This is a genomic window from Hymenobacter jeollabukensis, assembly GCF_005771675.1.
GTDB lineage: Bacteria > Bacteroidota > Bacteroidia > Cytophagales > Hymenobacteraceae > Solirubrum > Solirubrum jeollabukense.
In genome coordinates this window covers 34,876-60,536 of the sequence record NZ_VAJM01000002.1, presented here as the reverse complement: position 1 = coordinate 60,536, position 25,661 = coordinate 34,876, and the positions used below count along the sequence as shown (strand labels likewise).

Sequence of the window (25,661 nt, the reverse complement as noted above, 5' to 3'; positions counted from 1 at the left end):
AAAACCTCAGCGCCCTCTGCGGGCTAAATGTCGTCCGTAATAAAAGCTACTTTTTTAGCTCCAGCACCCAAGCCGTCTGCCCCGGAATGTTAAAGGATTTCAGGTCGTTGACGGCGGCGCCCGTCACCACGTCCACGCCGGAGCTGTAGCCCTGAGTGCGTTCCGCAAACCGCGTTCCGTCCACCGTCTTGGCCGATGCCGCGGTGTTCATCATCACCAGCACGGTGTTGCCGGCCGCGTCGTAGCGGAAGTAGGTATACACGCCATCCTGCGGAATGAACTGCATGAGCTTGCCCGTCTGCAGCACGGGGTGGGCCTTGCGGTACAGGCCCAGCTTGCTCACGTAGTCGAAGGCCTCGTTTTCCTGCGGCGTGCGGCCGGCGGCGGTGAACTTGTTCACCTTGTCGCCGGGCCAGCCGCCGGGGAAATCCTCGCGCACCTTGCCGTCGGGGTTGGAGAAGTTCTTCATCAGGATTTCGGTGCCGTAGTACAGCTGCGGAATGCCGCGCGTAGTTAGCAGCCAGGCGTAGCCCATCTTCATGCGGCCCAAATCCTCGTCGATGACGGAATAGACGCGGCTCATGTCGTGGTTGTCCATGAACACCACGTTGCGCGTCGCGTCCTCGTACATCCAGTCGCCCTGCAAGGCGTCGTAGAGCCGGGTGGCGTTGGGGTTGTCCTTCTTCAGCGCGTCCTGAATGGCGCCCTGCGACTGGAAATCGAGCACGCCGGGCAGGTTGGACTTGAAGCCGTCGACCGGGGCGAAGATGTTGCGGGCAAAGAAGGCCTGCTGGGCGGTGCTGCCCACCCAGGCCTCGCCGAACATGCCCAGCCTGGGGTACTCGTCCAGCAACGCCTGGCCCCAGTCCATCAGGAATTTCGTCTCCGAGTACGGGTAGGTGTCGATGCGGTAGGCGTCGAGGCCGGTGTACTCCACCCACCAGATGAAGTTCTGGATGATGTACTTGCTCACCAGCGGGTTCGACTGGTTCACGTCGGGCATGGAGGTGTCGAACCAGCCGTCGTTGTAGCGCTTGGTATCGTACTGGGCGCGGTACGGGTCGTTGAGGGCCTGCGAGTTGTAGTTGCTGCGCGTGAACTTGGGCCACTGGTGCACCCAGTCCTTGGCGGGCGGGTCGAGCTGCAGCTGGCTGTAGCTGCCGATGTGGTTGAGCACCACGTCGTGAATGACCTTGAGGCCGTTCTGGTGGGCTTTCTGCACGAACTGCACGTACTCCTCGCTGGAGCCGTAGCGCGGGTCGACGGCGTAGTAATCGGTGAGGGCGTAGCCGTGGTAGCTGGCCTTGGGCATGTCGTTCAAGGTCACCGGCGTGGGCCAGATGGCCGTGACGCCCAACGACTTCAGGTAGTCGAAGTGGTTGACGATGCCCTGCAGGTCGCCGCCGTGGCGGGCGTACATGGTGTCGCGGGCCACGGTATGCTCGCGCAGGCCCTTCACCACGTCGTTCTTGGGGTTGCCGTTGGAGAAGCGGTCCGGCATCAGGAAGTAGATGAAGTCGGCGCTGCTCACGCCCTGCACCCGGCTGGGGTCGGTGCTGCGGGCCCGCAGCTCGTACTGGTAGCTGAGCTTCTTGCCGCTGCCCGCGAAGCTCAGCGGCAGCTTGCCGGCTTTGGCGGTCGGCTCTACGCGCAGGTTCACCACCAGGTAGTTGGGGTTGTCGAGCTTCTGCTGCCCCGTCACGGTCACGCCCGGGTAGCTGCCCTCGATAGCGGCCGTGCGCTGCCCGATGCCGGGGCCGTACACCAGCAGCTGCAGCTCGGGGTTCTTCATGCCCACCCACCAGAACGTGGGGTCGATGCGGGTGACGCCGGCTTTGGCAGCGGGCGGCGCGGGCGCCAGGGCCGGCGGATTATCGGCGGCCGAAACGGGGGCAACGGCGGCGCCGAGCGGCAAGAGCAGCAGGGGCAGCCAGGCGGAAATGCGGAGTAGTCGGGTCATAAAAAAACGGCGCAAGAAATCAGCACCGTAATGGCGCCGCTGTAAAGTAGAAACTTCAGGTGCGGGCATCAAAACCAGGATTCACTTCTGCTTGAATAACAGCTAAAAACAAAGCGCCGCTGCTTCAGCTGAAGCAGCGGCGCCGGGCAACATCGCCAAGACTCGACGAAGTCAGCTTAGCGGAATTCGCCGATAAGGAATGGGCGGCCGAAGTGGTCAGTCAACCGTAATCGTAGCCACTTGGCCGTCCTGCTGAGCTCCGCGAAGCAGGACGTTCTTTGCTATACGTTTCCTTCTGAGCTGGTACCTAAACGTAGTTGAGCCACGACTTCGAGTCGTGGCTCAATTAGGTCAATCGTCCACAAAATCCGAAAATCCGCCGTAATCCGTGGGCTTAGTTGGTCACCTTGGCCAGCCAGAGCGAGGCGTTCAGGTGGAAGCGGGCGTGCGAGGCCAGCTCCGTCCAGCCCGGGTACACGGTGTTGCCGGGCGAGCCGGTGCCGTCGTCAGCCGGCGACGAGTCGCCGATGACCACCACGCGGCCGGTGCCGAAGGTGCTGCTGGCGCACATGATGTTGGTGTTGCCCTGCGAGGAGGTGCTGCGCCACACCAGCGGCACGGCCGCCGAACCGGAGGTCTTGGTGATGGTGGCGCCGTTGCTGTACTTGATCTGCGTGACGGCGCCCTGCGGGCCGTTCAGAATCTGGTTGGTGCTGCTGGCCAGCACGTTGGAGCTGGTTTCCACGATGTTGGTCAGATCGATGCTGAAGCCGAAGGGGTTGGCCTGCACCGAGTTGTTGCTCATCAAATCGTTCCAGATGGCGGGCGAGTCGTAGCCGTCGTTGTTGCGGTCCGACACGTCGTGGTCGGAAATCATGAACAGGCCGCCGCCGTTCTGCACGAAGCGCACCAGGGCGGTTTTCTCGGCGGCCGTAAACAGCGTGTTCGGCTCGTCGATGATGAACACGTTGTAGTTCTGTAGGTCCTGGGCGCCGGTGGTGCCGTAGGTGATGGGCACGCCCGCGGGCAAGTGCTCCACCGAGTGGCCCAGCTTCACCAGGCTCACGCCCCAGGCCGACAGCGCGCCGGTCCAGTACGTTTCGCTGGTGGTGCCGGTGATGCCCGAGGCGGCCGGGGTGGGGTAGCGCGCCACCACGCCCGCGTCCACATCCATCACCCAGTCGGCGTTGCCGGCCGTTTCGGCGTGGCCCGCGTCGATGAGGAATTTCTTGGCCGTGCCGCCGCCCCCGCCGCCGCTGTAGGTCTGAATGTCGACGTTGTCGAAGTTGACGCGGTTGGCCGAGCCGTCGGTCTTGCGGATTTCAAAGCGCACCGCGCCGGTCTGGTTCACGGTGAAGGTGGCCGTGCTGAGCGTGGCGCTGCTGCTGGTGATGGTCGAGCCGACTTTGGTGTAGCTCGTGCCGCTGTCCACCGACTTCCACAGCTCCCAGGTGGAGGCGCCGTCGGTGCCGTACGCGGCGTGGCCCACCGTCACGGTGCCCGCCCCGCCCGAGACGTTGAAGTTCATGGTGAGCTTGCCCGCGTTGCGCACCCGCGCCGACTGGGCGCCGGTTTTGGCATCGGCCGTCGTGTTGCCCAGCAAGGCGTCGTCGAGCGTCCAGGAGCCGGAGCCCAGCGTGACCGAGCCCACGGAGTAGGCCGTTTTGGTGCCCGACTCGAAGCCCTCGGGGAAGCCCGTATTCGACACGTCGTGGCTGGCGGCTAAGGTGGCCAGCGTGCCTTGTGGGGCCAGATTGTCGGTTTTGGCGCAGCCGAAGGCCAGGGCCAGCAGGGGAAGGGCCCACAGGCGAGTAGAAATTTTCATAAGGTGTGATGGAGGTGGAAAAGGGGAGAAACTGGACTAAGTGGCAAAAAGCTTGGCTTAGCGGGTCTTAAATTAAAATTTCATTAAAAAACATCCTAGCTCTTTGAAATATTATTCAAAATATATCTGCCTGAGCCTCTGCCAGGTCGTTTGCGGGCCCCTGCGTAGCTTAGCGGGCCTTATGACCACCGCGTTGGCTACGGGCAAAGGCGTTTTTGTTGCGTCATTTTTTTAGGTTTGTCAGCTCGTTGGCCGGCCCCGCCCGCCCGACGTCGCTTCACCCCTTCCTTCTCATGGCTTTTACCTACTCTTCCTACACCCCCGCACCCGAGTTCAGCAAGTCGGCAGCTTACTTCTCGATGGAGTTTGCCATCGACCAGGCCCTCAAAACCTACTCCGGCGGCCTGGGCTTCCTCGCCGGCTCGCACATGCGCTCGGCCTACGAGCTGAAGCAGAACCTCATCGGCATCGGCATCCTGTGGAGCTACGGCTACTACGACCAGGGCCGGCAGCCCGACCAGACCATGCGCGCCGACTTCACCGAGAAGTACTACAGCTTCCTGCAGGATACCGGCTTCACCTTCGACATCACCATCCACTCGGCCCCGGTGAAGGTGAAGGCCTTTTACCTCGCCCCGGAGGTGTTCGGCACCTGCCCGATGTTTTTCCTGACCACCGACATTCCGGAAAACGACTACCTCTCGCGCACCATCTCCCACCACCTCTACGACGCCGACACGGCGGCCCGCGTGGCCCAGAGCATCCTGCTGGGCGTGGGCGGCGGCAAGCTGCTCGACCTGATCAACCGCACGCCGGAAGTGTACCACCTAAACGAGGGCCACGGCCTGCCGCTGGCCTTCTACCTGCACGAAAAGCACGGCCGGCAGCTGAGCGAGGTGCAGAAGCGCCTGGTATTCACCACCCACACGCCCGAGCTGGCCGGCAACGAGGAGCACCCCATGAAGCTGCTCGAAGACATGACCTTCTTCTCGGGCATCTCGGGCCACGAAGTGCGCGAGTTGGGCCTGGTGGAGCACGAGCGGCTGAACTACACGCTCACCGCCCTGCGCATGGCGCGCATTGCCAACGGCGTATCGGAAGTGCACGGCCGGGTGGCCCGCGACATGTGGAACCACAACGCCGGCGTGTGCCCCATCATTCACATCACCAACTCGCAGAACGGCACCTACTGGCGCGACGCGCCGCTGCACAAGGCCCTGACCAGCACGGCCAGCACCGCCGTCAAGAACCTGAAGGCCCGCAAGCGGGAGCTGAAGGAGCAGTTGTTCAAAGTGGTAGCCGACCAGACCGGCAAGCTGTTCGATCCGGATGTGCTGACGGTGGTGTGGGCCCGCCGCTTCGCCGCCTACAAGCGCGCCAACCTGGTGCTGAACGACTTCGAGCGGTTCGAGGCGCTGGTGAATAATGCCGACCGCCCGGTGCAGGTCATCTGGGCCGGCAAGCCCTACCCCAAGGACTACGGCGCCATCGGCCTGTTCAACGAGCTGATTACCCGCAGCAAAAACCTGAAAAACTGCGCCGTGCTCGTCGGCTACGAGCTGGGCCTGTCGGCTCTGCTGAAGAAGGGCTCCGACATCTGGCTGAACACCCCGCGCTTCCCGCGCGAGGCCTCCGGCACCTCGGGCATGACGGCCGCCATGAACGGCAGCCTGAGCCTGAGCATCCCCGACGGCTGGATTCCGGAGTTCGTGCGCCACGGCGAAAACGGCTTCCTCATCCCCCTGGCCGACCTCGACCTGCCCGACGCCGAGAAGGACCGCATCGAAGCCGCCGGCACGCTGGACGTGCTCGAACACGAAATCCTGCCCCTGTACTACAGCAAGCCCGCCGAGTACTGGAAGATCGTGCAGACCACCATGCGCGAAGTGGAGCCGCAGTTCGAGTCGGGCCGCATGGCTACGGAGTACTACGAGCTGATGTACAACGCCTAAGTGGTGAAATGGTGAGGTGGTGAAATGGTGAGTTGTCGTTCTGGCGCGCCTCATTTACCACCTGATCAACCAAAAAAGTCCAACGGCCCCGGCAGCAGATGTTGCCGGGGCCGTTTGTGCATTCAGGGCAGTCTGAACGTTAATCTCACCAGTTCACCACCTCACCATCTTACACCGTGCGCAGCACGGCCTCCAGCACCGCCCACACGTTTTCGGCCACGATGCGGTAGCCGGCGGCGTTGGGGTGGGCGCGGTCGGGCAGGTTCAGCTCGGGGCGGCCGAGCACGCCCTGCAGCAGGAAGGGCACGAAGTCGAGGCCGTTCTGCTCGGCCAGAGTGCGGAACTGGGCCTTGAACTCCTGGGCGTAGCGGGCCAGCTGGTGCTGGCCGAAGGGGCCGAGGTCGAAGGGAAACTCCATGCCCACCAGCACGAGGCGGCACGCGGGGTACTGGCGCCGCACCTCGTCGATGATGCGCTGCAGGTTCTGGGTGGTTTCGCGCACGGGGATGCCGCGCAGCCCGTCGTTGGCGCCCAGCTCCAGCACGAATACGTCGGGCCGGCGGCGGCTGAGCACGGTGGGCAGGCGGTGCAGGCCGCCGGCGGTGGTTTCGCCGCTCACGCCCGCGTTGATGCACTGCCAGGCCAGCCCCAGCGCGTCGATTTTCTGCTGGATGAGGGCCGGAAAGGCTTGCGGGGCGGGCAGGCCATGCCCCGCCGTGAGGGAGTCGCCGAAGAAAACAAGGTTGCGCATAGTCGAAAACAGGAAAGCACGCCGGACACGCCGGCGAAACAGTCGGTGCGGCTACATACGCGAAATCGGGGCCAAAGCAGGCAGTATCTTAGGACTTAACAATTAGTTGTTTGTAAATTAAAAAGTATTAATACGTTGAAATAATCCTATCTTTCGGGTCTCACCTCAACAGCCTGCTATGTCCAAATCTTACTTGCTTCTGGCTGGCGCCCTGCTGGCTACGTCCGGCGCTTTTGCTCAGAGCGTAGGCATCGGTACCGGCGCCCCGGCCACCACGGCTATGCTGGAAGTGGCCTCCACCACCAAGGGTATGCTGGTACCGCGCATGACCAGCGCCCAGCGCACAGCTATCAGCAGCCCGGCCCAGGGCCTGCTGGTGTACCAGACCGACGGCACCGCCGGTTTCTACTACAACAACAGCACTACCAGCACCGCCAATTGGCTATGGCTGCCCGATAAGGTATCGGCCGGCGACAACCTGGGCAACGGCACAGCCACCTCGGCCGTGAAACTGGCCGGCAACTCGCTTTCCAACAACGGCACCGGCGGCCTCAGCATCGACAACTCGGGCAACGTCACTACCACCGGCAACAGCTTGGTGTCGGGCAATAGCTCGGTGGCGGGCAACAGCGCGGTGACCGGCAACGGCAGCGTGAGCGGCGTGCTGGCCGTGGGTACCACCACCGCCGACGCTAAAGCCGCCCTGGACATCACCAGCACCACCAAGGGCCTGCTGCCGCCGCGCCTGACCCTGACCCAGCGTAATGCTATGGGCACGCCCACCGTGGGTATGCTCATCATCCAGACCGACAACACCCCCGGCCTCTACCAATACACCTCCACAGGCTGGGCCAGCGTGGGCGCGGGGGAATACACCGCCGAAAGCTCGTCGGCTGGGAATGCCCCGACGACGAACGTCACGGTAAATCCGCCGGCTACCAACATCGTGTACAACGACAACGGGGGCGCCAACGGCACCATCACTTTGGGCACGGGTACGGCCGGCCAACGCCTGGTTATCGTCAACAACGACAACCAGTACATCACGGTGGTATCGGCCAGCGGCACGGGCAACATCCTGCCCAAGTACGCGGCCCGCTTCATTTACACCGGCGGAGTCTGGCGCCGCGAGTCGTAGGCGCCCTTTTTCTCCCCGGATTCCGCTACCTCATGGCACACGCCTCCACTTCTTTGTCGACGCGCCGCTCCTGGCTGCGGCGGGTGCAGGACTGGCTGCAGCCGGCCGCCCCGGCCCCGTCGGCGCCTTCCCTCACCCCGCGCCGTTCCTTCCTGAACGTCAACGCCAACCTGCCCTACGTCGGGGAAATAGCCATTTTCGCGGGCAGCTTCGCCCCGAACGGCTGGTTTTTCTGCGACGGCCGCCTGCTGCCCATCAGCGAGTACGAAACCCTGTTTCAGCTCATCGGCACCACGTACGGCGGCGACGGCGAGTCTACTTTCGCCCTGCCCAACCTGAACGGCCGCGCCCCCATGCACTTCGTCAGCGGTCCGGGCCTCGGCAACCGCCAGCTTGCGGAGATAGGGGGGCAGGAGGAAGTCACGCTGACTACCCAGCAAATGCCCAGCCATAATCACACGCTGGCGGCCAGCACCGCGCCGGGCACCACGGCCTCGCCCTCGGGCGCCGTGCCGGCCGATGGCGGCAACGGCTCGGCCCAGTACACCCAGGACACCGGTAACCTGGTGCAGCAGCCGGCGCAAAACCTGCCGGTCGTGGGCGGCTCGCAGCCCCACCAGAACATGCAGCCCTTCCTGGTGGTCAACTACATCATTTCGATGTTCGGCGTTTTTCCGCAGCCCTAACTCTCGCTTTTCATGCAAAACGCTATTGATCTGGCTGGCTCGTCGTCGCGGCGGGGCTGGCTGAAGCGCCTGGGTGGCCTGATGGCCGGCGGCCTGCTGCTGGGCAACCGCCGCCCGGCCCAGGCCGAGGTCTTGTCGACCCAGGGCCTCGACCCGTTTCTGGGCGAAATCATGATGGTTTCCTTTAATTTCGCGCCCCAGGGCTGGGCTTTCTGCAACGGACAGCAGCTGCCCATCAATCAGAACCAGGCCCTGTTCGCGCTACTGGGTACCACCTACGGCGGCAATGGGCAAACCACCTTCGCCCTGCCCGACCTGCGCGGCCGGATTCCCGTTTCCGACGGGGGCAACTTCGCGCTGGGCCAGCGGGGCGGCGCGGAGTCCCACACGCTGACGCTGGGCCAGCTGGTGCCCCACATTCACGGCATCAAAAGCAGCACCGCCCTGGGCGACCTGCAGGTATCGGGCGTCGGCACGGGCACGCACCACTACCTGGCCGACAGCGGCGGGGGCGCCCCGCAGTACGGCGGCGACGTCAATGCCGCGCTGGCTACCATCGGGGCCGGTGGGGCTACGGTGAATACCACGAGCAGCATCGGCGGCAACCAGGCGCACTCCAATATGCAGCCCTTCCTCTGCATCAACTTCGTTATTGCCCTCCAGGGCGTTTTCCCCTCGACCACCTGATCATGTCGACGCCACTTCCCACGCCCGCCGGGGCGCAGCCGACGCGCCGCGGCCTGCTCAAGCGCCTGTCGGGGCTGCTGGCCGGCAGCTTCCTGGTGGGGCCGCTGCAGGCCTTGTTCGGGCGGGCCACGCCGGCCACTGCCGGCACGCTCACCAGCAACCAGCCCTTCGTCGGCGAAATCATCCTGGCCGGCTTCAACTTCGCGCCCCGGGGCTACGCCCGCTGCGACGGGCAGCTGCTGCCGATCAGTCAGAACACGGCCCTGTTTTCGCTGCTGGGAACCTACTACGGCGGCAATGGGCAGTCCACCTTCGCCCTGCCTAACCTGAACGGCTGCGTACCCATCGGGGCCGGCCAGGGGCCGGGGCTGAGCCTCCGGGACCTGGGCGAAACCGGCGGCGACGAAACCGTGGCGCTGGTGGAGGCGGAGATGCCCGGGCACAGCCACACCGTGGTGCATACCTACAGCCAGGCCCTGGGCACCACCGGCTCCCCGGCCAATGCCTTTCTGGCCAGCAACGCCTCGGGCCTGCCGCAGTACAGCGCCTCCAGCGCGGGCAATATGGCCAGCCAGGCCATCGGCGCGGCCCAGGCCCACAACAACCTGATGCCGTACCAGACAATTGCCTACTACATCGCGCTGCAGGGCATATTCCCGCCGCGTCCCTAACCCCGCTTCTGCCTGACTGCGTATAGTGCTGGCCGCCGGAACTCCGGCGGCCAAACTTTTTTCTGCCCAAAACGCTTTAGGTTTGTAGTCAGATAAGAATGATTCTTATCTGCTGCGTTGAGTCCAACCTTACTTTTTCCCTAATGGCCGTTACCAAAGCCACTGATGCTGACTTCCAGCAGCTTTTGCAGCAGCACGACAAAGTCGTGGTTAAATACTACGCCGACTGGTGCGGCAACTGCCGCCTGTTCTCGCCCAAGTTCAAGCGCCTCTCCGACGCCGAGGGCAACGCCGACGTGGCCTTCCTCGACGTGAATGCCGAGGTGAGCCCCGAGGCCCGCAAAGCCGCCAACGTGACCAACCTGCCCTTCTTTGCCGTGTTCAAAAACGGCGAGTTTGTCGACAGCGTGGCCGCCAGCAAGGAAGAAGCCGTGGCTTCGCTCATCAACAAAATCCGCTAAGCCCCGCGCCCATGAAAATCCCGGCCATCAAGCGCCTGGTGGAAAACCAGACCCTGCAGGACCTGCTCGAAGCCGAAGAAGCCCTGCTCGACGAGCGTAAGCCCTCCTTCGAGGTGGAAGGCGCCGACGACGGGGAGCAGCTCACGCACGTCTTCGCCGCCATCTGGATTCTAAACCACATGAAGGACCACGGCGCCGACTTCACCTCGGCCCTGCGCGAGTACACCAAGAAAGTGCGCGTGTCGATCAGCTAGGCGGCGAACTGGTGAGCTGGTGAAATAGTGGGCTGTCGTTCTGGCGGCTCCGGTTTCCCGTCGATTCTTTTACCCGCACAAAGCCCAACGGCCCCGACGACTTGCGTTGTCGGGGCCGTTGGGCTTTTTCGGGTAAGGCGATTCTGAACATCAGACTCACCATTTCACCAGCTCATCGCTTCGAGGGCTCGGAAGCGTAGGTGTTCTTGAGCTTCTTCCGCTCTTTCTTGGCCTTTTTGCCGGCCGCGGCCAGGGCCGTGAGGCGCACGGGCACCACGTAGGTGGTGTTGCTGGCGGCCACCAGCCACTTGCCGTTGCGCCGGATGAAGTAGCGCGTGATGCGGTATTCGCCGGTGGTGTTGCTGCCGTCGAGCTGGCCGCGGAAGCTGGTGTTGTGGATGACGAAGCCGGTGTTGCCGTACACCCGCACCACGAACTCGAAGCCCTTGTTGATGTCGCACTGGCCTTCGTCGTTGGCAATGGCGCCCAGCCAGTCCTTCTTGCTGGTCACCAGGCCCTTGGAGTTGACGGCAATGTACTCGTCGGCCAGCAGGTGGGTGATGGTCTCGGCGTCGCTGCGCAGGGTGGCGTCGGTCAGCACTTCGTCGATGCGCAGCAGCTCGTCCGCGTCGGGGCCCTCCGACATGGGCTGGGCGGCGGCAATGCGCGCCGCCTCGGCGCGGCGGGCAGCTTCTGCTTTGTTGCGGGCGGTGGCCGCGGCGGCAATTTTGGCCTTGCGCGCTTTGGCCGACATCGGCTTTTTCTGGGCCCAGGCAGGCGCCGTGAGCAGACAGGTCAGCGCAAGAAACAGCGGGAGTAGGTGTTTGGTCATAGAGGTGGCGTTTGCTGAGCGGCAAAGCTCCTCTATATCCAATAAATTATCAATAACATGATAATGTGGTTGCGCCCCACATTATCCAGGTCAGCGGGCGCTACATCCGGGCGAAATAAGAGGACGCGGCCTGAATGCCCTCGTCGGTGCAGAGGCCGCGGAAGTAGTAGAGGTACACGCTGCGGAACACCTCGGCAATGTTGTAGCGGCTGGAGGGGAAAATCTGCTCGTTGAGCATCATGTTGAGCTGCTCGATGATGATTTTGCTCACCAAACCGATATTGATGTCGCCGCGCAGCAGCTTCTGCATCACCCCGTCGTTGAGCAGGCCGTGCAGCTGCGGGTACGAATAGCTCATCAGGTGCTGCTGCCCGGTTTCCCAGGCTTCGGGGTAATGCTGGATCAGGTCGGCGAAGTAGGTGGGCGCCGTCACCTTCTGCAGGTCGCGGATGCCCATTTCCAGCAAGCTCAGCAGGCGCCCGACGGGGTTGGGCACGCGCGCAAACAGCTCGGCGTGCTCCTGTTTCTGCCGCTCGATATCGTGCAGCGTGACCTGCATCACGAGGTCGGCCTTGCTGCGGAACATCTCGCGAAAGGTGGACGGCGAAACATCGAGGGCGGCAATCAACTGCTCCGGCGACTGGCTTTCGATGCCGGCGCGCTGAAACAGGTCGCGGGCTTGGTCCAGAAGCGTGTCACGTAGGGTTCGACTCATGCGGTGGGGCGGGGTTGGGTGGAGCGGCAGCCACGAAAATTAGCCTATTAACCAGCCCAAACCAAAAAAGAACAGCAGTTGCAGCAGGTACACGAAGGGCACCAGCGGGTTGCGGCCGGGCTGTACGTGGCTGCGGTTCAGGTACACCTGCAGAATTACCGACAGGGCAAACCAGGCTTTAAAATTCTGCAGGGGAATCACGTCGGCAAACCATTTCCACCAGCCGAAGTGCACGGCCACCGGCTCGATGCACACGTCCATGCCCACCATGAGCAGGGCCGCCAGCAGCGCCCGTACGAAGCCCGGCAGCGGCAGGCGCTGGGCCAGGCCGCCGGCCAGGTAGGTCAGAATCAGCCAGTTCAGCCCAATGATGAGGGGCACCTCGAGCAGGCGCGGGCCCATGGTGGTGCCGTAGCTGTAGTTGCCAAAGATGGCGCTGGTCTGCACCCCGGCCACTTCCACCCCGAAGCCCACCAGCATGACCGTAAGGCCAAACCAGCCGAACATCGGGGCCGGGCTGTGGCGGTCGAAGGCCAGCAGCAGGGCCGCCGTGAGCAGCAGCGTGAGGGGCATGAACTGCAGGTAGAAGCCCGGGTCCTGGGAAAAGCCGAGGCCCACGAAACCGGTGGCGTAGAAGAGCAGCAGTACCAGCTGCGCCGCCAGCAGGCGGCCTGGCGCGGGCCCCGGCGCCGCCGGAGTCGCCACCGGCGAAGTCAGTTGATCAGGTTGGGGCATAGGGAGAAAGGAATTAAAAATTGAGAATTAAAAATTAAAAATGAGCTGCTCGGCTGGATGGACTTGGCCTGGTGGCGTCGTCGGAACCGGCCAAGTCGAGCAATTTTTAATTTTAACCCCTCATTTTTAATTGATTAAGTCAGCGACGATGCGGGCGGAGAGCAGGCAGAGCGGGATGCCCCCGCCGGGGTGCACCGAGCCGCCGCAAAAGTACAGCCCATCGAGCCGGCGCGAAAAATTCGGATGGCGCAAAAAGGCCGCCAGCATGGTATTGGAGGAGCTGCCGTAGAGCGCGCCGCCGAAGGAGGAGGTGTCGGCGGCAATGCCGGGCGGCGTCCAGGTGCGCTCGGTCTGGATCAACGAAGCAACGTCGAGGCCCAGGGCTTGGTTCAGGCGGCGCAGCACGGCGGCGCGGGTCTTTTGCAGCAGCGCGGGCCAGTCCTGGCCCTGGTCGTGGGGCACGTTCACCATCACAAACCAGTTTTCGTGGCCGGGCGGAGCGTCGGCGGGCGTTTTCTTGCTGGTGATGTTCACGTACACGGTCACGTCGTCGGCCACGGTCTGCTGCCGGAAGATGGCCTCGAACTCGCGGCGGTAGTCGGCGGAAAAGAAGATGTTGTGCACGCCCAGCTCGGGAAACTCACGGGCAATGCCCCAGTAGAAAATCAGGGCCGAGGACGAGCGGGGTTGGGCCAAAGTACGCTCGGGGGCGGGCTCGTGGGGCAGCAGGCGGCGGTAGGTGGGCACCACGTCCATGTTGCTGACCACGAGGCCGAAGTCGTACACGTCCTGCGGGGTGCGCAGGCCCGTCACGCGGCCGCCGGCGGTCAGGATTTCCTCGACGGGCTCGTTGTAGCGGAATTCGACGCCTAATTCCTCGGCCAGGCGCACCAGCGAGCTGGCAATGCTATAGATGCCGCCCTCGGGGTAGTAGGCACCCAGGCCGTGCTCCAGGTGCGGAATCAGCGAGAGGGTAGCCGGGGCCTGGTAGGGGTCGGAGCCGTTGTAGGTGGCAAAGCGGTCGAAGAGCTGCACCAGGCGCGCATCCTGCGGAAAGGCCTGCTGGTGGCGGGCGTGCATGGTGCTGAGCAAACCCAGGCGCGGCATTTCGGCCACGGCGCGCAGGGTGTCGCGGCTCCAGTAGCTCGGCAGCCGGTGCAGGGACTTGTGCAGGAAGGTGGGCGCGGTGGCCTCGTAGGCGCGCCGTGAGCGGTGCAAAAAGCCGCACACTTCGGCCGCGGGCACGTTCAGCTTGGCTTCAACTTCGGCGGCAAAGCGGTCCTCGTCGGCCCAGGCGGTGAGGCCGGTGCCGTCGGCGAAAAAGTACTGGGTGATGGGGTCGAGCCGCTCGTAGCGAAAGTAGTCCTGCGGCTCGCGCTGGGCCAGCCGAAACAGCTCATCCACGAGGCCGGGCAGGGTGAAGAGCGAAGGGCCCGCGTCGAAGCGGTAGCCGCCGGGCAGCTCGAACTGGTGCATCTTGCCGCCGAACGACTCGCGGCCCTCGAACACCGTGACGGCGTGGCCTTGGGCGGCCAGGCGCACGGCCGTGGCAATGCCGGCTATGCCCGCACCAACGACGGCCACGGGCTGCTTCCGGGATGAGGCTGGGCGCAGCTTGCGGCCGGCGGGCAAAACGGGCATGCGAAACGGAGAAGAAAAGACGGCGAAATCGGCAATACCAGCACTACCGTACTTCGCCGGGTTTTGTTAGCTCCACCGGCAGCTTATTATTGGGAAACCGGAGCAGTCAAGGACGGCGCTGCTCCGTTTGCAGCCAGCGGATGGCCTCACCCTCGTCGCCGAAAAAGGCCACTACGAAGGGCTGCTGCTCGTAGGCGCTGGGCGGCAGGTAGCCGGGCCCGTTCAGCAGGGCTTCCAGCAGCGCGGGGCCGGTGAGGTAGGCCACGGCCAGGCGGCCGCCCAGGCGCCGGGCCATCTGCGGAAAGTACTCCGTGAGCAGCCAGCGGGTAATGGCCGGGTCGTTGAGGGTGCGGCGGCGGATGTCCTGCAGCCAGAAGCGGCAGCCGCAGGCCTGGGCCTGCGCCGTCAGCTCCTCGTAGGCGGGCGGCAGCAGGGCCGGGTCGGGCTGGTAGCTCCAGCGGCTCACCAGTAGGTCGAGGTCGGCGCGGTAAGCGGTGTGCAGCAGCGGGGGCGGCGCAGGAATGGTAGTGGACATAAAGCGGCAATCGGGTGCGCAAGATACGCGCCGGGCTGCCGCCGCGGTTTTAGCCCCACACCCGGGTGCCGGCGGTGCAGTTGCGGCACATTTCCACCTGGTCGCGGCCCTTCAGCAGGGCGCGGCGGAAGCCCTGGTACTTGGGCCCGTGCCAGAGCTGCCGGAACGAGGTCTGCTGCACGTCGCCGAGGCGGTACTCAGCGTCCTTGTCGAAGCAGCAGGGCACCACCAGCCCGTCCCAGGTGATGACGCACGAGTGCCACATTTTCCAGCAGTGGTTGAGCAGCCGGTTCTTGATGCTCCACGAGCCGTCCTGGTTGTTTTGGTAGCGCGAGTAGTAGTCGATGGTCGGAATCAGCGGGCTGCCCTGCTCGTAGTCGTAGATCTGGGCGGTTTTGAACCACACGTCATCGACGCCCAGCTTCCGGGCCAGCTCCTTGGCCTCGTCGATCTGGTGCTCGTTGGGGCGCACCACCAGGAACTGGAACACGATGCGCGGCGTCGCGCTGTTCAGCTCCTTTTTGTGCTTCACCACCCGCTGCACGCCCTCCAGCACCTTGTCCAGCCGGCCGCCCACGCGGTACTGCTGGTACACCTCCTGGGTGGTGCCGTCGAGCGAGACGATGAGGCGGTCGAGGCCGCTTTCCACGGTCTTGCGGGCGTTGGCTTCGGTGAGGTAGTGGCCGTTGGTGCTGGTGGCGGTGTAGATGCGCTTCTGGGTGGCGTAGCGCACCATGTCGAGGAAGCCGGGGTTCAGGTACGGCTCGCCCTGGAAGTAGAACGTGAGGTACCACAGCCGCGGCGCCAGCTCGTCGATGGTGCGGCGAAACACCGCCTCGTCGAGCATGCCGGTGGGGCGGGTGAAGGAGCGCAGCCCGCTGGGGCACTCCGGGCAGCGCAGGTTGCAGCTGGTGGTAGGCTCTAGGCTCACGGCCAGCGGCAGGCCCCAGGCGCGCGAGCGGCCGGTGAGGCGGCTGAGCACGTAGGAGCCCGTCACCTGCGCCGCATTGAGGGCTCGCAGCGGGGTGAGCTTGGAAAGGAAATTCAGCCCGTCGGCCAGGGTGGAGCGCATCGTAGGGTAAAGGTCGGCAATGCGACGTAAACCAGCGCGGGCGGGCAAAGGTTAGGGCGGGCGGGGAATAAGCAGCGCCGGCCTCCGCCCCGGAGAGCGGGCAAAATCAACGGCTTAGCCGACGTTCTGGTGGATACAGAGGTAGTTGCCCTCCGGGTCTTTGAACCAGGCCGCCTTTTCGGCGCCGAGCACGCAGATGTGATTGACGGTTTTGAGCCCCGGCAGGTCGTAATCCTCAAACTGCACGCCGTGCTGCTGTAGCTCCTGAATGGCCGCCGTAATGTCGGGCACCTCAAAGCTGAGGGCGGTATGGTCGGCGGGAGTGGCGTTGGGCTTCGGAAATAGGGCAATGACGGTGCCGTTGTTGCTGCCGCACCCGTACTCAAACTTGCCGTCGGCCTGCAGGCCGATGGGGTGCAGGCCCAGCGCCTGCTCGTAGAACTGCCGGGCCCGCTCCAGGTTCAGGACCGGGAGCATGACGGTGACGGGGGCCGTGGCCAGCACGGCGTGGCGGGTGATGGATAGGGTTTCCATACGGCTGAGGGGGTGAGGGTATCCGCCAGCAGGGGGCCGTAGGTGGAGCGCGGCGTGCCGGGCTGGCACTTCTATAAGTTACCACTATTCGGGCGGTAGCCGGCGCGGGGCAGCAAAAAAAACGGCCCCGCCGCGAGGCAGGGCCGGTCAGTAGGCAGAACCGCTAAGCACTTATTTGCCCACCGGCAGCGTGCTGCTGTAGGTCGAGGCCTTGCCGAACGACTCCTTGATTTCGTCGACGGCGGCGCGGCTGCTCAGGCGCTTGGGCTTGGTGTTGAGGAAGGTGCCGTCTTCGGCGATGAGGAAGTAGGCGGGCACCTCCTGCAGCATGTAGGCCTTGGCCAGCGGGCCGCGCTGCCCGCCCACGGCGCGCAGGTGGGTGCCAGCCAGCTTCTTGCTCACCACCAGCTGTTTCCAGGCCGGCTCGTTCTCATCCAGGGCGATGTTGACGAAGGCAATATTCTGGCCGTTGAACTTTTTGGCCAGCTCCTGGGCGTAGGGCAGGTCGCGCAAGGAGAGGCCGCTGGTGGTGCGCCAGAAGTTCAGGTACACCAGCTTGCCCCGGAACGACTGCAGCGACACCGTGTCGCCGGTGGCCGATACCAGCTTGAAATCGGGGGCCGGCGAGCCGATGGCAAAGTCCTTGTGGGCGTCGAAATCGGCCTTGAGCACCGGGTAAAACTTGTTGCCTTTATCCACGGTGTTGCGGAAGTCGTCGAGCATGGCCGCCGACTGCCGCACGTGGCCGAAGCGGAACGACTCCTGCAGCACGCGGCCCAGCACGATGGCGCGGGCCGGGCCCTGCAGCTTTTCCTTGGCCACGTTGTAGCACACCTGGTAGAATTCCGGGTCGCCCTTCTTGTGCCCGGCCGCGGTGGCGGCGTAGTGCACGTAGTTGATCAGGAATTCCTGGTAGGTGTCGTTGAGCAGGGCCGATTCGTTGTTGATCAGCGCCGCGTCGTTCAGGAAGGCGTAGTACGAGTCCGACATTTTCAGCCGGTTCTCGGTGGATACCACCTGCTCGCGCAAATCCTGGAAGGTGAGCCGGTCGTTGGCGTAGCTGTAGTTCACCTCGGCCTTCACGTAGTTGCGGAAGGCGGGCGACACGGCCTGATCTTCCTGCACGTCCTTCAGAAACTTCTCCTCCTCCTTGCGGCGGTAGTCGAGGAAGTGCAGGAAAGGCGCCTCGTAGAAGGTAATGTTGTCGGGCAGCACCTGAAAGCCGTCGTTTTCCACGAACCGCTCGTCGAAGTCGGCCAGGTAGGTGTTGGCTTCGGCGCCCTTGCCCTTGAACTTCACCGTCTGGGCCAAGTCCTCGCCCTTGAAGCGCACGTCGAGCTGGGTACCGGGCTCCAGCCAAAGGCCGGCCACGTCGTCGCCGTACACCAGGTCGGCCTTGGTGGGGCCGTCTACCTTCAGCGCCAGCCGGAACTCGCCCTTGTCGTTGACGGCGGCGTAGGTAAGCTGCTCCTTGGCATCGAGCGGATGTTCGCGCACCGACACGGCTACGGAATCCTCCGTTTTGCCGTTGATCTTGCCGGTGAGCACCACCGTGCTTTGGGCTTGCCCAGCCAGCGGCGCACACAGCGCGACGAGCAAGCTCAGGGCCGGGAAGCGAAGAAGTGTAGACATCAGGCGGCTAGGTATCTGGGTGAAGCAAAGCGGACAACAACTCTCATACGCGGCCGGGGCCGTCCCGTTGCCTGGGCTCAGTGGGTGGCTGCGCCAAGCGTTTCGCGGGAAAAGACAATCGTTGAGCCGAAGATAAGACGATTGGATTTACAAAATCCAATCGTCGGGCTCACATTTTCGGGGGATGCCCGAATTTTTTTAGGCTTAACCGAAGAGGCCGCTTAGCACTTCATCGAGACGTCCTACCGGGTGAACTTTTAGTCCAAAGCGGCCCAGGTCGAGGCCCCTTCCGTTGAACTGCGAGATGTACATCTCCTGAAAGCCCAGCTTCTCGGCTTCCGACAGGCGCTGGTCGAGCCGGCTCACCGCGCGGATTTCCCCGCTCAAGCCCACCTCGGCCGCGAAGCAGACATCACCCGGAATGGGGATGTCGTTAAGGGAGCTGACCACGGCCGCGCACACGGCCGCGTCGAGGGCCGGGTCTTCGAGGCGCAGGCCGCCGGCAATGTTGAGGAACACGTCGTGCTGGCCCAGGCGCAGGCCCGAGCGTTTCTCGAGCACCGCCAGCAGCATCTGCAGGCGCTTGGCGTCGAAGCCGGTACTGCTGCGCTGGGGGGTGCCGTAGGTGGAGGGCGTCACCAGCGCCTGCACTTCCACCAGCAGCGGGCGGTTGCCTTCCAGGGTAGCGCCGATGGCCACGCCGCTGAGCTGCTCGTCGCGCTGGCTCAGCAGGATTTCGGAGGGATTCGACACCTGCCGCAGGCCCGAGCCCTGCATTTCGTAGATGCCCAGCTCGGACGTCGAGCCGAAGCGGTTCTTGACGGTGCGCAGGATGCGGTAGGTGAGGTGCCGGTCGCCCTCGAACTGCAGCACCGTGTCGACCATGTGCTCCAGGATTTTGGGGCCGGCAATGGAGCCGTCCTTGGTGATGTGGCCGATGAGGAGCACGGGCACCCCGGTTTCCTTGGCGTACTTCAGCAGCTCGGTGGTGCATTCGCGCACCTGGCTGACGGAGCCCGCGCCCGACTCCACCAGCTGGGAGTGCAGCGTCTGGATGGAGTCGACCACCACCACGTTGGGCTGCAGGGCGTCGATCTGCTTGAAGATGTTCTGGGTGCTCGTCTCGGTGAGGATGTAGAGGCCGGGGTGCTGCTGGCCCATGCGTTCGGCCCGCATCTTGATCTGCTGCTCGCTCTCCTCGCCCGACACGTATAGAATGCGCAAATCTTTGAGCTGCATGGCAATCTGCAGCATCAGGGTGCTCTTGCCGATGCCCGGCTCGCCGCCGATGAGCACCAGGGAGCCGGGCACGAGGCCGCCGCCGAGCACGCGGTTCAGCTCCCCGTCGTGGGTGTTCAGGCGCGACTCTTCTTCATAAAGAATTTCGCCCAGGGGCTTGGGCTTGGCCGCTTTGCTGGTGCCGCCCACCGAGGTCGAGGCTTTCCAGGCGTTGGCGGGCGTCAGCTCCTCTTTCTGCACCACTTCTTCCACGTAGGTATTCCACTCGCCGCAGCTGGGGCAGCGGCCGATCCACTTGGCGCTTTGGGCGCCGCAGTTCTGGCAGAAATAAACGGTCTTGATCTTGGCCATCGGGCGTAGTCGGGGTAAAAGAAGGTAATGCGTCCGGCTGCTAAAAAGTTTGGCAAGAACGGGGTTTTTGGCGGGTGGTGCACGGCTTTCCCGGCCCGGCAACGCCCCACTTCCAACGGCGCAGCTCAGAGCCACTTCAGGCCAGGAACAGCCGGGCTCCGCCGGTGTTGACACTAAGTGGATAGCCTCCCCGAAGATGTGATGCGGCTGGATCATACCTATATTAAATTGTCGATAACAAGTGCGGTAAAGTCAACAGTGTGCTTGGATGCCCCTATATTTAGCGGGTTAAACCCTCCTCTCCCCCTCTCAACCGCTTATGCGTTACCTGCTCTGCACCGGCCTGCTGATGGCTGCCGCCGGCTCCTGCTATGCCCAAGGCCCCGTGCCCACGCCCACGCCCGACATGGCCACCGTAGTATTCTACCGGCCGCCCATGCTGGCCCAGGCCGCTACCAACTTCACCGTGCGCGCCAACGGGGCCGAACTGTGCCGCCTCAGCAACAAGCGCTACTTCGTGAGCAAGCTCAAGCCGGGCGAAACCGCGTTTACCTCGGTGGCCGGCGGCCTGAACCTGCCCGACCAGGACAAGTTCGATATGACCCTGGAAGCCGGCAAGGTGTACTACATCCAGGGCGACGTGAAAACGCGCCTGATGACGGTAAAAATGGTCTTCACCGAAGTCACCGAGTCGACATACAAAAAGAAGAACGCCGACCTGAAGCCCGACAATTGCGAAACGCCGGCCGCCCCGGCCGCGGGCAAGTAACCAACCGACCCAAGCAGTTCAGCCCCGCCCTGGCTTGCACCCGTTGGTGCGGCCGGGCGGGGCTGAACTGCTTCGGGGCAGCTCGGAGCAGAGCCGATAACCGGGCACGCCGCCCGCGTCAGCGGCGGTAGGCCTGGGTCGGAAAGGCCGCATCCTGGTAGAAGTCAGCTACCGAGGCCGGCGCGGTGGTCGGCCCGAAAATCAGGGCTTGTCGGGTGGCGGGGTGGTAGGCGGGCCAGTCGGAACCGGGCTGGCCGGTTTTGATGAAGCGGGCCCAGTGGGCGTGCATGGCGGCGGCTAGGCCGGCATCGGCGGCCTGGCGCGGGGCGCTGGCGGGTGCGGCCACCGGCGCGGCGGCCGAGCTGCCGGCTGGGGCGTTCCACACGTAGGCCAGCTCCTGGGCGTGCACGGGCCGCTGGGCGCCGCCGGGCCCATCGAAGCGGTACAGCCACACCGGCGTGCCCGCGGCGGCCAACGAGTCGGCGAGGCGGTAGGTGGCCAGGCGGTAGAGGTAGTCGGTGAGGGTGCGGTTCCAGGCCTCGAGGTCGGGCTGCTGCTGCCGGGCGCGCTGGTAGGCCTGCCACACCTGCGGACCGTTTTGGCCGAAGACCAGCTGCAGGGCGGCTTCGTTGGGCTCGGCAATGGCGGAGCCCGGACCGGTGAACAGGCCGGCTTCGTCGCGGTTGGTGCCCAGCAGCACGGGCCGCGGCCGGGCGCGGCGCAGGTAGCGCAGCGGCGGCTGCGGAATGGTGCGCCCGTCGAGCACCGGGCCGAACACCTGCAGGCCGCCGGCCCCGCTGGCAAAGGTCTGCTGCGCCCGCACCAGCTCTTCGGCGGGCGCGGTGAGCAGGTCGGTGGCCGGGGGCAGGGCCCGCCGCAGCTGCCGGCTTACGGCGCCGGCCGTGGCCGTGTCGCGGATGGCCTGCACGGCGCCGCTTTCCAGAATCACCCGCTGAAACAGCCCCTTGGCGGCCGGCGTGGCCAGCAGCGCGCCCACCAGCTTGGCCCCGGCCGACTCGCCCATCACCGTCACGCGGCGCGGGTCGCCCCCGAAGGCGCGGATGTTGCGCTGCACCCAGTGCAGGGCGGCCACCGCGTCGAGCAGGCCGCAGTTGCCGCTCTGGGCGTAGCGTGGGCCCAGGCCGGCGGGCAGCTGCAGAAAGCCCAGGCTGCCCAGGCGGTAGTTCAGGCTCACGGCCACGATGCTGTCTTGGGCGGCGAAGGTCCAGGTGTCGTTTTCCGCACCCGAGCCGCCGGTGAAGGCCCCGCCGTGCACCCACACCACCACGGGCCGCAGCGGTGGCTTGTGAGTGGCGGGCCAGGCCGGCGCCCACACATTTAGGTAGAGGCAGTCTTCCTGCCCCTGTACGCCCGTAGGCCCGCCGGCCTGCGTAGCGCGCGGCCCGAAGGTGCTGGCCGCCCGCGGGCTTTTCCAGCGGGGCAGCGGCTGCGGGGGGCGAAAGCGCAGCGCCCCCACCGGTGCCTGGGCGTAGGGAATACCGCGAAACACGCACAGATTGGCCTCGCGCGTGCCCTGCACCGGCCCCTGCTTGGTGCGCACCAGTACCGCGGGGGCGGCCTGGGCCCGGACCGTCGGAAGCTGGCCGGGGCCGCAGCCCAGCAGCAAGAAACCGGTAAGCAGACGCGGCAGCAGAAAGCGGGCAAAACAGCGCATGGCAACGGGTTCGAAGGACAACGTGGGATAAGGCGCCGCCAAGCAGCGCCGGGGCCTGAAAAGGCCGCTCCGGCAAAAGTAGCAGCGTCCCGCACTCCGGCCCGGACGGCCCAAAATGGGCCGTTCCGCGCCCGCCGCACGAAAGCTCACCCGCTTGGGCTACCTTAGCCCCAAACCCCGCCGCCGCGGGGCGGTTGCTTTGTTGTGGAACCTCTAGCCCCCGTTGCTATGCCAACTACCGCCACGCTTACCGCCGAAGACCTGACCGTGGTGCCCGCCCTGCAGGACCTGCCCGCCGAGGTGCTGCAATGGCTGCTCGCCCACGGCGAACCGCTGGATGCCCCGGTGGGCACCGAAATATTCCGGCCCGGCGAAGCCACCGACCACCTGCTGATTCTGCTGCGGGGGGCCGTGCAGCTCTGGCGCGAGCAAAACGGCCACCGTGAGCCGACGCTGCGCTTCGAGGCCCCGATGATAACCGGCGTGCTGCCTTACTCCCGCCTGCGCCAGACCACGGCCCTGGGCGTGGTGGTGGCCGATGCCCAGATGCTGCGCCTGCACCGCGACCAGTTTCCGGAGCTGGAGCGCGTGAGCCCCGAGCTGGTGCAGCGTCTGGTGGGCCTGATGAGCGACCGGGTGCGCGAAGAAGCCCGCACACAGGAGCGCGACGACAAGCTGCGTGCCCTCGGCAAGCTCTCGGCCGGCCTGGCCCACGAGCTGAACAACCCCGCCGCCGCCATCAGCCGCTCGTCGGCCGAGCTGTCGAGCCTTACCGGGGCCGGGCCCCTGCTGCTGCAGGAGGTGCTGGCCGCCGGCACCCCAGCCGAGCAGCTGCCGGCCCTGCTGCAGCTGGCCAGCCACACCATGCTGCCCGGTGCCGCGCTGTCGGCCCTCGAAAAAGCCGACTGCGAAGAGGAGCTGGAAGACTGGCTGATGGCCCAGGGCATCAACGACGTGCACGGCCTGGCCACCGGCCTGCTCAGCGGCGGCCTCGATGCCGACAGCCTCGCGCCGGTGCTCAGCGCCCTGCCCGCCGCCGCCCGCCAGCCCGCCCTGCGCTGGCTGGAAGGCCAGCTCACCAGCCACCAACTGGTGCGCGACGTGCAGGAGGCCTCGCGGCGCATTTCCGAGCTGGTGCACAATGTGAAGGACTACTCCCACATGGACCGCGCCGGCGGCTTCGTGCCCACCGACCTGCACGGCGGCCTCGACAGCACCCTGGCCCTGCTGAGCTATCCGCTGCGCAAGCACCGCATCCGGGTGGTGCGCGACTACGCCTCGGGCCTGCTCAGCATTCAGGGTCAGCCCGGCGCGCTGAACCAAGTGTGGACCAACCTGCTCGACAACGCCATCGACGCGCTGCCCGAAACCGGCGGCACCATTACCATCAGCACCCGCCGCAACGGCGAGTATGCCCAGGTGTGCGTGCAGGACGACGGCCCGGGCATCCCCGCCGACGTGCTGCCCCACATCTTCGAGCCCTTCTTCACCACCAAGCCCGTGGGCGAGGGCACCGGCATGGGCCTCGACATTGCCCGCCGCATCGTGCTCAGCCACGGCGGCCGCATCAACGTCACCTCCAAACCCGGCCGCACCGAGTTCTGCGTGTGGCTGCCGATGGAGGAATAAGTGGAGACATGGTGAGGTGGTGAAATAGTGAGTGTCGTTCTACTTGCGCAATCTGCGCGGGTTGCGCCTCCCGAACATCAAGCTCACCAGTTCACCACCTCACCATTTCACTACTTCACCAATGGATAAAAAACCCGTCCTGCTCGTGGTCGACGACGACCCGCAGGTGCTTTCGGCCATCGACCGCGACCTGCGCCAGGAATTTCGGCCCGACTACCGCATCGTGCGAGCCGGCTCGGGGCAGGAAGGACTGGAGGTGATTCGCCAGCTCAAGGCCCGCGCCGAGCCGCTGGCCCTGGTCCTCTCCGACCAGCGCATGCCCGATATGGAGGGCGTGCAGCTGCTGGAACAGGCGCGCACGCTGTTTCCGGAGGCTAAGCGCGTGCTGCTCACCGCCTACGCCGACACCGAGGCCGCCATCCGCGCCATCAACGACGCCCGCCTCGACTACTACCTGATGAAGCCCTGGGACCCGCCCCAGCAGCTGCTCTACCCCACCCTGCACGACCTGCTGGCGGCCTGGCAGGCGCAGTACCGCCCGGCCTACCGCGGCGTGCGCCTGATCGGGTTTCAATGGTCGCCCTTGTCGCACGAGCTGAAGGACTTCCTGGCCGGCTACATGGTGGCCTTTCAGTGGCTCGACTTCGAAACCAACCCCGAGGCGCCGCTGCTGCTGGAGTCCCTGGGCCTTACGGCCCAGGACTTGCCGGTGGTGCTGACCCAGGACGGCACCGTGCTGCCCCATCCGACGCGCGCCGAGCTGGCCACCCAGCTGGGCCTGGCCCGGCAGGCCTCGCAGCAGCTCTACGACGTGGTGGTGGTCGGTGCGGGCCCCTCGGGGCTGGCGGCGGCGGTGTACGGCGCCTCCGAAGGGCTGAAGACCCTGCTGATCGAGCGGCAGAACCCCGGCGGACAGGCCGGCACGTCCTCGCGCATCGAAAACTACCTGGGCTTCCCCACCGGCCTGAGCGGCTCGGAGCTGGCCCACCGGGCCTGGGCCCAGGCCGTGCGCCTCGGCGCCGAAATCCTCAACGCCCAGGAAGTCACCAAGCTCTGCGTGCAGGACGAGTACAAGGTGCTGACCCTGGCCGACGGCAGCGAGGTGCGCAGCCGGGCCGTGGTGCTGACCACCGGCGTGAGCTACCGCCAGCTCGATATTCCGGGCATTCAGCACCTCACCGGGGCGGGCGTGTACTACGGCGCGGCCCGCACCGAGGCCCGCTCCTGCCACGAGCAGCCGGTGTACGTGGTGGGCGGCGGCAACTCGGCCGGGCAGGCGGCCATGTACCTGGCCGGCTACGCCAGCAAGGTTTACATCGTCATCCGTGGCGCCTCGCTGGCGGCTTCCATGTCGGCTTACCTCATCGAGCAGATCGGCCACACGCCCAACATCGAGCTGCTGCCCTACACCGAAATCCAGGAAGTGCAGGGCCAGGACCACCTGGAAACCGTGGTGCTGCGTCAGAATCAGACCGGCCAAACCCAGCAGTGCCCCGCCCGCGCCGTGTTCGTGTTCATCGGCGCCAAGCCGAGCACCGAGTGGGTGTGCGACGTGCTGCTCTGCGACGGCAAGGGCTTCGTGCTCACCGGCCGCGACCTGGTGGCCGACCCGCGCTTTGCCACCCGCTGGAAAAAGCAGCGCGAGCCGTATGCCCTGGAAACCTGCGTGCCCGGCATCTTCTCCGCCGGCGACAGCCGCGCCGGGGCCATGGCCCGGGTAGCCTCGGCCGTGGGCGAAGGCTCCATGGCCATCAAGTTCGTGCACCAGTACCTGGATGAGTAAAGCGGTATAGCAGAACACCATCCTGAGCAGAGCGAACCGAAGGTCGACGTAGTCAAGGAAATTCCTCGTACCCTGCACCAACTGAGAAGCGCAGCCACCAACGCCCAATCGTCCGGGCCGCGGTGGCTGCGCTT

At 65.2% G+C, this 25,661-nt stretch carries 23 protein-coding genes; 10 read left to right on the top strand and 13 right to left on the bottom strand.

What is annotated here, in order from left to right; genetic code table 11:
• Positions 1 to 46: 46 nt before the first annotated feature.
• Positions 47 to 1,960, bottom strand: a complete 1,914-nt coding sequence (locus FDY95_RS04340) for a glycoside hydrolase family 13 protein (RefSeq protein ID WP_138075517.1) — start codon at positions 1,958 to 1,960, stop codon at positions 47 to 49.
• Positions 1,961 to 2,354: 394 nt separating this feature from the next.
• On the bottom strand, positions 2,355 to 3,785 hold the full coding sequence (locus tag FDY95_RS04335; protein ID WP_138075516.1) for a hydrolase: 1,431 nt from the start codon (positions 3,783 to 3,785) through the stop codon (positions 2,355 to 2,357).
• 293 nt (positions 3,786 to 4,078) lie between these two features.
• Here FDY95_RS04335 and glgP point away from each other — a divergent pair, with 293 nt between their 5' ends.
• Positions 4,079 to 5,737, top strand: a complete 1,659-nt coding sequence (gene glgP / locus FDY95_RS04330) for an alpha-glucan family phosphorylase (protein ID WP_138075515.1) — start codon at positions 4,079 to 4,081, stop codon at positions 5,735 to 5,737.
• Positions 5,738 to 5,906: 169 nt separating this feature from the next.
• On the opposite strand, the gene FDY95_RS04325 is transcribed toward glgP, so the two are convergent.
• Entirely contained in the window at positions 5,907 to 6,488 is a 582-nt protein-coding gene (locus FDY95_RS04325) for an arylesterase (RefSeq protein ID WP_138075514.1), read from the bottom strand.
• 178 nt (positions 6,489 to 6,666) lie between these two features.
• Between FDY95_RS04325 and FDY95_RS04320 the strand changes: the two genes are divergently transcribed.
• The 6 genes from FDY95_RS04320 to FDY95_RS04295 all read left to right on the top strand — a co-directional run bounded on the left by FDY95_RS04320 (position 6,667) and on the right by FDY95_RS04295 (position 10,385).
• Positions 6,667 to 7,626 (top strand): hypothetical protein, encoded by a 960-nt coding sequence (locus tag FDY95_RS04320; protein WP_138075513.1) that lies wholly within the window; start codon positions 6,667 to 6,669, stop codon positions 7,624 to 7,626.
• Positions 7,627 to 7,658: 32 nt separating this feature from the next.
• Positions 7,659 to 8,312: a phage tail protein gene (locus FDY95_RS04315; RefSeq protein ID WP_138075512.1), complete on the top strand. Its 654-nt coding sequence runs from the start codon at positions 7,659 to 7,661 to the stop codon at positions 8,310 to 8,312.
• Between the two features lie 12 nt (positions 8,313 to 8,324).
• Positions 8,325 to 8,999 carry a phage tail protein gene (locus FDY95_RS04310; protein WP_246073923.1) on the top strand — a complete coding sequence of 225 codons (675 nt, stop codon included), beginning with the start codon at positions 8,325 to 8,327 and terminating at the stop codon, positions 8,997 to 8,999.
• A 2-nt stretch (positions 9,000 to 9,001) separates the two neighbouring features.
• Entirely contained in the window at positions 9,002 to 9,670 is a 669-nt protein-coding gene (locus FDY95_RS04305; protein ID WP_138075511.1) for a phage tail protein, read from the top strand.
• 143 nt (positions 9,671 to 9,813) lie between these two features.
• Positions 9,814 to 10,131, top strand: coding sequence for a thioredoxin family protein (locus FDY95_RS04300; protein WP_138075510.1), 318 nt, complete (start codon positions 9,814 to 9,816; stop codon positions 10,129 to 10,131).
• Positions 10,132 to 10,142: 11 nt separating this feature from the next.
• Positions 10,143 to 10,385: a DUF6952 family protein gene (locus FDY95_RS04295; protein ID WP_138075509.1), complete on the top strand. Its 243-nt coding sequence runs from the start codon at positions 10,143 to 10,145 to the stop codon at positions 10,383 to 10,385.
• A 172-nt stretch (positions 10,386 to 10,557) separates the two neighbouring features.
• On the opposite strand, the gene FDY95_RS04290 is transcribed toward FDY95_RS04295, so the two are convergent.
• The 9 genes from FDY95_RS04290 to radA all read right to left on the bottom strand — a co-directional run bounded on the left by FDY95_RS04290 (position 10,558) and on the right by radA (position 19,671).
• Positions 10,558 to 11,217 (bottom strand): nuclear transport factor 2 family protein, encoded by a 660-nt coding sequence (locus tag FDY95_RS04290; protein ID WP_138075508.1) that lies wholly within the window; start codon positions 11,215 to 11,217, stop codon positions 10,558 to 10,560.
• A 100-nt stretch (positions 11,218 to 11,317) separates the two neighbouring features.
• On the bottom strand, positions 11,318 to 11,932 hold the full coding sequence (locus FDY95_RS04285; protein WP_138075507.1) for a TetR/AcrR family transcriptional regulator: 615 nt from the start codon (positions 11,930 to 11,932) through the stop codon (positions 11,318 to 11,320).
• 39 nt (positions 11,933 to 11,971) lie between these two features.
• On the bottom strand, positions 11,972 to 12,667 hold the full coding sequence (locus tag FDY95_RS04280) for a carotenoid biosynthesis protein (RefSeq protein WP_138075506.1): 696 nt from the start codon (positions 12,665 to 12,667) through the stop codon (positions 11,972 to 11,974).
• 126 nt (positions 12,668 to 12,793) lie between these two features.
• The gene (crtD, locus tag FDY95_RS04275; protein WP_138075505.1) at positions 12,794 to 14,308 is read right to left on the bottom strand and encodes a 1-hydroxycarotenoid 3,4-desaturase CrtD; all 1,515 of its coding nucleotides are present in this window, start codon (positions 14,306 to 14,308) and stop codon (positions 12,794 to 12,796) included.
• Positions 14,309 to 14,414: 106 nt separating this feature from the next.
• Positions 14,415 to 14,843: a hypothetical protein gene (locus FDY95_RS04270; RefSeq protein WP_138075504.1), complete on the bottom strand. Its 429-nt coding sequence runs from the start codon at positions 14,841 to 14,843 to the stop codon at positions 14,415 to 14,417.
• A 49-nt stretch (positions 14,844 to 14,892) separates the two neighbouring features.
• Positions 14,893 to 15,915: an SPASM domain-containing protein gene (locus tag FDY95_RS04265; protein ID WP_138075503.1), complete on the bottom strand. Its 1,023-nt coding sequence runs from the start codon at positions 15,913 to 15,915 to the stop codon at positions 14,893 to 14,895.
• Positions 15,916 to 16,029: 114 nt separating this feature from the next.
• Entirely contained in the window at positions 16,030 to 16,449 is a 420-nt protein-coding gene (locus FDY95_RS04260; protein WP_212744857.1) for a VOC family protein, read from the bottom strand.
• Between the two features lie 171 nt (positions 16,450 to 16,620).
• Positions 16,621 to 18,081, bottom strand: a complete 1,461-nt coding sequence (locus FDY95_RS04255; protein ID WP_138075502.1) for a TlpA family protein disulfide reductase — start codon at positions 18,079 to 18,081, stop codon at positions 16,621 to 16,623.
• 204 nt (positions 18,082 to 18,285) lie between these two features.
• Complete coding sequence (gene radA, locus FDY95_RS04250; protein WP_138075501.1) at positions 18,286 to 19,671, bottom strand: DNA repair protein RadA; 1,386 nt, start codon at positions 19,669 to 19,671, stop codon at positions 18,286 to 18,288.
• A gap of 319 nt (positions 19,672 to 19,990) precedes the next feature.
• Between radA and FDY95_RS04245 the strand changes: the two genes are divergently transcribed.
• On the top strand, positions 19,991 to 20,440 hold the full coding sequence (locus FDY95_RS04245) for a DUF2846 domain-containing protein (RefSeq protein ID WP_138075500.1): 450 nt from the start codon (positions 19,991 to 19,993) through the stop codon (positions 20,438 to 20,440).
• A 118-nt stretch (positions 20,441 to 20,558) separates the two neighbouring features.
• On the opposite strand, the gene FDY95_RS04240 is transcribed toward FDY95_RS04245, so the two are convergent.
• Entirely contained in the window at positions 20,559 to 22,115 is a 1,557-nt protein-coding gene (locus FDY95_RS04240; protein ID WP_138075499.1) for a carboxylesterase/lipase family protein, read from the bottom strand.
• Between the two features lie 228 nt (positions 22,116 to 22,343).
• On the opposite strand from FDY95_RS04240, the gene FDY95_RS04235 reads away from it, so the two are divergent.
• Both FDY95_RS04235 and FDY95_RS04230 read left to right on the top strand, forming a co-directional pair.
• Complete coding sequence (locus FDY95_RS04235; protein WP_138075498.1) at positions 22,344 to 23,744, top strand: sensor histidine kinase; 1,401 nt, start codon at positions 22,344 to 22,346, stop codon at positions 23,742 to 23,744.
• A 121-nt stretch (positions 23,745 to 23,865) separates the two neighbouring features.
• The gene (locus tag FDY95_RS04230; RefSeq protein WP_138075497.1) at positions 23,866 to 25,527 is read left to right on the top strand and encodes an FAD-dependent oxidoreductase; all 1,662 of its coding nucleotides are present in this window, start codon (positions 23,866 to 23,868) and stop codon (positions 25,525 to 25,527) included.
• Positions 25,528 to 25,661 lie beyond the last annotated feature (134 nt).

Bases quoted from the DNA above. Each gene is read 5' to 3' on its own strand.
- FDY95_RS04340 (WP_138075517.1), bottom strand. From the start codon at position 1,960: ATGACCCGACTACTCCGCATTTCCGCCTGGCTGCCCCTGCTGCTCTTG.
- FDY95_RS04335 (WP_138075516.1), bottom strand. From the start codon at position 3,785: ATGAAAATTTCTACTCGCCTGTGGGCCCTTCCCCTGCTGGCCCTGGCC.
- glgP (WP_138075515.1), top strand. From the start codon at position 4,079: ATGGCTTTTACCTACTCTTCCTACACCCCCGCACCCGAGTTCAGCAAG.
- FDY95_RS04325 (WP_138075514.1), bottom strand. From the start codon at position 6,488: ATGCGCAACCTTGTTTTCTTCGGCGACTCCCTCACGGCGGGGCATGGC.
- FDY95_RS04320 (WP_138075513.1), top strand. From the start codon at position 6,667: ATGTCCAAATCTTACTTGCTTCTGGCTGGCGCCCTGCTGGCTACGTCC.
- FDY95_RS04315 (WP_138075512.1), top strand. From the start codon at position 7,659: ATGGCACACGCCTCCACTTCTTTGTCGACGCGCCGCTCCTGGCTGCGG.
- FDY95_RS04310 (WP_246073923.1), top strand. From the start codon at position 8,325: ATGCAAAACGCTATTGATCTGGCTGGCTCGTCGTCGCGGCGGGGCTGG.
- FDY95_RS04305 (WP_138075511.1), top strand. From the start codon at position 9,002: ATGTCGACGCCACTTCCCACGCCCGCCGGGGCGCAGCCGACGCGCCGC.
- FDY95_RS04300 (WP_138075510.1), top strand. From the start codon at position 9,814: ATGGCCGTTACCAAAGCCACTGATGCTGACTTCCAGCAGCTTTTGCAG.
- FDY95_RS04295 (WP_138075509.1), top strand. From the start codon at position 10,143: ATGAAAATCCCGGCCATCAAGCGCCTGGTGGAAAACCAGACCCTGCAG.
- FDY95_RS04290 (WP_138075508.1), bottom strand. From the start codon at position 11,217: ATGACCAAACACCTACTCCCGCTGTTTCTTGCGCTGACCTGTCTGCTC.
- FDY95_RS04285 (WP_138075507.1), bottom strand. From the start codon at position 11,932: ATGAGTCGAACCCTACGTGACACGCTTCTGGACCAAGCCCGCGACCTG.
- FDY95_RS04280 (WP_138075506.1), bottom strand. From the start codon at position 12,667: ATGCCCCAACCTGATCAACTGACTTCGCCGGTGGCGACTCCGGCGGCG.
- crtD (WP_138075505.1), bottom strand. From the start codon at position 14,308: ATGCCCGTTTTGCCCGCCGGCCGCAAGCTGCGCCCAGCCTCATCCCGG.
- FDY95_RS04270 (WP_138075504.1), bottom strand. From the start codon at position 14,843: ATGTCCACTACCATTCCTGCGCCGCCCCCGCTGCTGCACACCGCTTAC.
- FDY95_RS04265 (WP_138075503.1), bottom strand. From the start codon at position 15,915: ATGCGCTCCACCCTGGCCGACGGGCTGAATTTCCTTTCCAAGCTCACC.
- FDY95_RS04260 (WP_212744857.1), bottom strand. From the start codon at position 16,449: ATGGAAACCCTATCCATCACCCGCCACGCCGTGCTGGCCACGGCCCCC.
- FDY95_RS04255 (WP_138075502.1), bottom strand. From the start codon at position 18,081: ATGTCTACACTTCTTCGCTTCCCGGCCCTGAGCTTGCTCGTCGCGCTG.
- radA (WP_138075501.1), bottom strand. From the start codon at position 19,671: ATGGCCAAGATCAAGACCGTTTATTTCTGCCAGAACTGCGGCGCCCAA.
- FDY95_RS04245 (WP_138075500.1), top strand. From the start codon at position 19,991: ATGCGTTACCTGCTCTGCACCGGCCTGCTGATGGCTGCCGCCGGCTCC.
- FDY95_RS04240 (WP_138075499.1), bottom strand. From the start codon at position 22,115: ATGCGCTGTTTTGCCCGCTTTCTGCTGCCGCGTCTGCTTACCGGTTTC.
- FDY95_RS04235 (WP_138075498.1), top strand. From the start codon at position 22,344: ATGCCAACTACCGCCACGCTTACCGCCGAAGACCTGACCGTGGTGCCC.
- FDY95_RS04230 (WP_138075497.1), top strand. From the start codon at position 23,866: ATGGATAAAAAACCCGTCCTGCTCGTGGTCGACGACGACCCGCAGGTG.